3 protein-coding genes are annotated in these 4875 nt (G+C 46.3%); 2 read left to right on the forward strand and 1 reads right to left on the reverse strand.

All coding sequences use genetic code 11. The features are described 5' to 3' along the window. Positions 1–307 precede the first annotated feature (307 nt). Positions 308–1444 carry an ISAs1 family transposase gene (locus K2H17_RS00560; protein WP_300130144.1) on the reverse strand — a complete coding sequence of 379 codons (1137 nt, stop codon included), beginning with the start codon at positions 1442–1444 and terminating at the stop codon, positions 308–310. A gap of 722 nt (positions 1445–2166) precedes the next feature. Here K2H17_RS00560 and K2H17_RS00565 point away from each other — a divergent pair. Then, positions 2167–4086 carry a site-specific DNA-methyltransferase gene (locus tag K2H17_RS00565; RefSeq protein WP_300130146.1) on the forward strand — a complete coding sequence of 640 codons (1920 nt, stop codon included), beginning with the start codon at positions 2167–2169 and terminating at the stop codon, positions 4084–4086. Then, positions 4083–4875, forward strand: a 793-nt coding sequence (locus K2H17_RS00570) for a DEAD/DEAH box helicase family protein (protein ID WP_300130148.1), incomplete at its 3' end; no start/stop codon positions are given. The genes K2H17_RS00565 and K2H17_RS00570, both read left to right, overlap by 4 nt.

Genomic DNA, 4875 nt, shown 5'->3' on the forward strand with positions numbered 1-4875 from the left:
CAAAAGGATAATGCCGCTCAAAACTTCTCCATACTCAACCGCATCGGACTGAATATTATCAAGAACGCAAAAGTGTCTTCAATGGGTGTAAAAGGTCATCGAAAGAAAGCCGGATGGGACAATGGCTACCTACTCTATGCATTAAAAAGTTTTGATGTTGTAAAAAATTAAGATGCGTCAGCCGCACGGCTCTTTCATTTAATGTAAATTTCAGGACATAAGTCCCCTTACCCGGTTTGTTGAGAATCGGGTAATTTTTATTGGTTGTATGTCAGCGATTTATCTCTTTGTCAAAATCTGAATTTTTTCATTTTTGGCATAGAAAACGCATTAGTTTCGTAAAACTCATGGAAACATGCCTCATAAGTTCAGCCATGCCTTTTCTTTTGTCTGACCGCTTTTTACGAAGTCCTTTCCATATTGAAAATACCGAGTAGACTATCCTATGTATGGTGTCAAGGTTGCGGGCGGATTTGGGTGACTTCCGTTTTATTCTGTCTTGCAGGAGATTGAAGTCCAGCCCCCAATGCATGCTCTCTATCGACCAGTGGTTTCGGATGACAGCTCCCATGAACGGAGTTTCTGTCGGCAGACTGGTCACGTAAAGACGTTTTTCAGAGGTGTGTGCGCCTGTCGACTTTTTCACCGTATCGGCTTCATATTCTATTATCGTCATGTTGCCGCCCCATTTCTGCTTGTCCGCGATAATCTCAATCCCGTCGTAGATACGGTAGGTTCTGGTCTCAATCCTGCCGTGGCCGAGTTCAGGGCCTTCGGTATATGAATAAGCCGGAGAGCGGTCTTTGAGTCTGTCTTCCACGCCATAGCGCAGCGAACGCTGGTTGGCCTTGAGTTCTATCAGGAAATCGCCGCCATTCCCTCTGATTCTGTCAATTATCTCCTTCTGCATGGACATGGCGTCGGCGGTGACAATCTTTCTGGAGACATCAATTTTGTCAACAAGCCGCGGGACGGCCTTTATCTCGTTGCTCTTTTCCTGACAGGCTTCAGTTGCCAATATGATGCCGGTCGGGAATGAATACGCCGACACTATATCAGGATTGCGACCGTTCTCCATGACTGTGCCGCGCTCGGACTTGCCGTCAATACAGATTATCTCTCTTTCACCGTGTGATTTGAGCAATTCGGCATGAAATACTTCGACATATTCCTGCATCCTGTCTGCTAATGCAAGGTCGTTTATTCCATTCTCAACACGGCAAAGAGTTGCCTCCGAGGGTATGCCGTTTCTGAACATCCTCATTTTTCGGAACCTATTTATGTTGTGCCTGCCGAACTCTATTATATCGGCGCGTCCGACACATCCGGAAGCTCGTCCAAGTATCATCAGAATGATGATGTCATCGAGCCGGTGGCGGATGTTTCCCTTGTTTGGTCTACGGAAATCGGGGACTGACAAGGCAAAATCAATCAGCCTCTCCATGATGCTGCCCGATGGGCAAAAATGGTGTTTCTTTTTAGTATATATTAAGCTGAAAAAGTTGCAAATCAGCGAATTAATGCGTATTTTCGCGTAGCGAAAATCGAGGCGGAAGAACCTTCTCGGCCACTCCGCCTCTTAAAATTTTTTATTAATATGATAAAGAAACACCGAAGGCGGTGCTTCGGCATCGCTGTGCGCAAAGTTAGGCATTTTCGCTATAAAATACACCTCTTCTTGCAATCTTTGGCCGATTCTAAATGAAAGAGCCGTGCATCCTTAGGTAGCTTTTTAACCATTAACCGATTGCCGACCAAGAAATTTTTGCTAATTTTGCAAATAGACTCACGCCGTGCGTCTTCCGAGAGAGGAAGCGAGGCGGGAGGTAAATAAAATAAAAGGCGTTTACTACGCTTCATTTCTTGGCACATCTAAAGTGTACCAGCATTTAAAAACCAGTCAAGAATGAAGATGTTATAAGCGCCCACGGGTATGTCTATACCTATCCGGGCTCATTCTGTGCCTTTACCGGCATGGAGTGGGTTTGGGGTATCATTCATATCGGCGTGGGTTTCTGTAACACTCATTCACTGGTTAAGGAATTGGTACCTCCGAGATGTGCGAATGGGAGCAATGGTACAGATACCCACCCTTTTTGTATTAACTCCGTCGCATAGGGGTATTGGCGGCATTTGTTCAAGCGGGCTTAAACATCCGCTGGTACCATGAACAAGACAGAACTTGCTCGAAAGATACAAGCCCTTGATGGGTTGAGCAACGAGGAAAAAACCGCGTTGCTTGAACTCATACGAGGACATAAAAAGTACGGGCTTGTATGGGAAGAAAAGCCCGAAGACATCGAGGAACGTCTTCGAGAAGACCTCCCTGTTCTCGTCGAGCGCAACGATGATAAAGTCCACCCGATTATATCGGACAACCCCGGCGCTTCCAACCACCTCATAATCGAGGGCGACAACCTCGCCGCGCTCACGGAGCTGTCATACACTCACGCGGGCAAGATAGATGTTATCTACATCGACCCGCCTTACAATACAGGCAAGAAAGATTTTGTATATAATGATACTTTTATTGATCGCGAGGATTCTTTTAGACATTCTAAATGGATTTCGTTTATGGCTAAACGATTATCTATTGCTCACGGTCTTTTATCCCCAAAAGGGGTAATCTTTCTCTCTATTGATGATAATGAACAAGCTGATTTGAAGTTGTTGTGCGATGAAATCTTTGGCGAAGCAAACTTTTTGGGTCAGCTCATTCTAAAAACTGCGACTGACAATAATCCGTCGCAAATCAATATAGAGCATGAATATATGCTTTGTTATTGCAGTAGTAAGGCATTACAAGGAAATTGGCAACGACAAAGCCAAGCCGCAAAACTCCTTATCTCCATTGGTAAAGAGTTGCTTTCAAAAGGGATTAGCCTTGATGAAGCACAAAATCAACTTCGTAAATGGATAAAATCCAATAAGGATTTACTCCCGCAAGTTGCTCATTATAATAATATTGACGAGAAAGGAGTATATAGCAGTTCTGGCAATTCTTCTAACCCTCATCCTGGTGGATATACTTATGATATTTTCCACCCGGTAACTAATTTGCCGTGTCCGAAACCAGCCAATGGTTGGCGATGGCCCGAAGATACATTCCTCGCATACGATAAGCAAGGAGAAATCGAATGGGGCAAAGACCATACTACACAACCTCACGTTAAAAAGAGAATTGAAACCTCTATGGAATATCTTCGTACATTGATTTACGAAGACAATAGAGGTACAACAAAAGCCCTTGCTGATATTTTCGGAGGTGAAAAGCGATTTGATAATCCCAAACCGCAAACGGTTATTTCAAGAATTATTGATTTCGCTTCCGATAAGTCAGATACAATCCTCGACTTCTTCGCTGGTTCCGGCACCACACTTCACGCTGTTATGTCGCTTAACGCGGAAGATGGGGGCAAGCGCACCTGTATTCTCTGCACCAATAACGAGAACGACATCTGCGAGAATGTTACCTACGAGCGCAACAAGAGAGTTATCGAGGGTTATACGAAACCAAACGGAGAGAAAGTTGCCGGACTTGCCGACAACAATCTCCGAGACTATCGCACTGAATTTTTGCCGCGGGAACGCTCGGTTAAAAATATGCGCGAACTTGTTCAGGCTTCGACCGGGCTTCTCTGCATCAAGAATGACCTCTACACGGAGGCACCGTTTGGCGGTCGCAAGATGAATCCAAAGTATGCCCGCTATTTCGAGAATAACGGAAAGCGTATGCTCGTTATCTACGAGGAACAGGCAATACCGTGCATCGCCGGCATTATCAAAACTATGCCGGACGGCGAGAAAATCAAAGTATATGTTTTCTCGCATGGCAGCTATGCCTACGATGATGAATTTGCCGAAGTGGAAGACCGAATAGAGCTGTGCGCCCTGCCGCAAGCTATCTACGAAGCTTACCAAAAAGTGCTACCCAAACGCAAACCCAAATTCCTCGTCGATGATCTCGTTACCGAGATTGAGGCTATCGACGCAGTCGCTTTGCAAAACAAAGAAACCGAAGCCGCCGAAGCACAAGCCACCCTTGACTTCGGCGACAATGAAGCAGAGGAAGGAGGCGACGAATGAAACAAATTCGCTATCAGCAGAAAGCCGTCGATGAACTTGTAAACAAGACCATTGACCTGCTCGGTCTGCGTGGCAACCGCCACACGCTCGTGTTCAAGTCGCCCACCGGCTCCGGCAAGACCGTGATGGCATCGGAGATGCTTATGCGGCTCACCCAGGAACTCGCCGAGCGTCCCGATGCTCCTTGCACCGAAGTAGCTTATATTTGGATTGCTCCAAATAAACTGCACGAGCAGAGCTACTTCAAGATGAAGAACTACTTTACCGAGAATTGCGCCCTGCGTCCTGTTATCTACGATGAACTCGACCACTCCGCCGACGGCTACATAAAGCCGGGCGAAATTCTCTTTGTGAACTGGGAGAGCATCAACAAGGACAAAAACCTGATGGTGCGCGAAACCGAAAACTCGGCTTCGCTCTATGATATTACTCGCCGCACACAAGACGATAACGGCATACCTATCGTACTTGTGATCGACGAGGAACATATGTTTGGCGGCAAGAACGCCAAAAAGTCGGAAAAGGTGCTCGCCACTATTCAACCCAAGGTTGAAATCCGAGTGTCTGCGACACCGCAGACCAATGGCGAGCAGCAGGTCAACGTGCCCCGTGAGAAAGTAATCGAGGAAGAAATGATTAAGGAAAACATCGTCCTTAATCCCGCTCTCGACTTCAAAGACCCTCACGGCTCTCTCAACCAACACCTCATTTGGCTTGCTCTGGAAAAGCGCAAGGAACTTGCCGACGCTTATAAAAAGCTCGGCGTGGAGATTAACCCGCTCTTGCTGG

Source organism: Duncaniella sp. (assembly GCF_029054785.1).
GTDB lineage: Bacteria > Bacteroidota > Bacteroidia > Bacteroidales > Muribaculaceae > Duncaniella.